Source organism: Mesorhizobium sp. M7A.F.Ca.CA.004.04.2.1 (genome assembly GCF_004022825.1).
GTDB lineage: Bacteria > Pseudomonadota > Alphaproteobacteria > Rhizobiales > Rhizobiaceae > Mesorhizobium.
Window position 1 is genome coordinate 1 of the sequence record NZ_RZPH01001752.1, and the last position, 502, is coordinate 502.

The 502-nt window shown below is 59.8% G+C and carries 1 protein-coding gene; it reads left to right on the forward strand.

What is annotated here, in order from left to right; translation table 11 throughout:
- Positions 1-31: 31 nt before the first annotated feature.
- The gene (locus EN893_RS37390; protein WP_127268329.1) at positions 32-448 is read left to right on the forward strand and encodes a cupin domain-containing protein; all 417 of its coding nucleotides are present in this window, start codon (positions 32-34) and stop codon (positions 446-448) included.
- The last annotated feature ends 54 nt before the right edge of the window (positions 449-502 follow it).

A 502-nucleotide genomic window follows, 5' to 3' on the forward strand; every position in this document is an offset into this window, starting at 1 on the left:
ACCACGAAGAAAAAGAAGGGATGATGAGACGATGACCGACACGAGCAAGGTATTTGTCTACCCGAAGGACGTCAGCGCCTTCGGTTTCGACTGGGGAAAACTGGCACTGACGGTGGCGCCGGAGGTGAATGGCGCGACCCGCTTTTCCGGCGGCGTGGTCGACCTGCCCTCCGGCAAGGGCCACACGCGCCACAACCATCCGGGCGCGGAAGAAATCATCTTCGTCATCTCCGGTCATGGCGAGCAGATGGTCGAGGACGAAAAGGGCAATCCGGTGGTCGCAAAAGTCGGCCCCGGCTGTACCATCTATGTCCCGGAAAGCCGCTTTCATTCGACGCTGAACACCGGCGACGGGCCGATGCAGCTTTTCGTCGTCTATTCGCCGGCCGGGCCTGAACTGGTTTTGCGCGAGCTGCCGGATTTCAGGCTGATCGCGCCGGGGCAGTGATGAACTTGTTCTAGGGTAGCGCTGCCCCTTGTATCTGCACGAGATGATTATGTG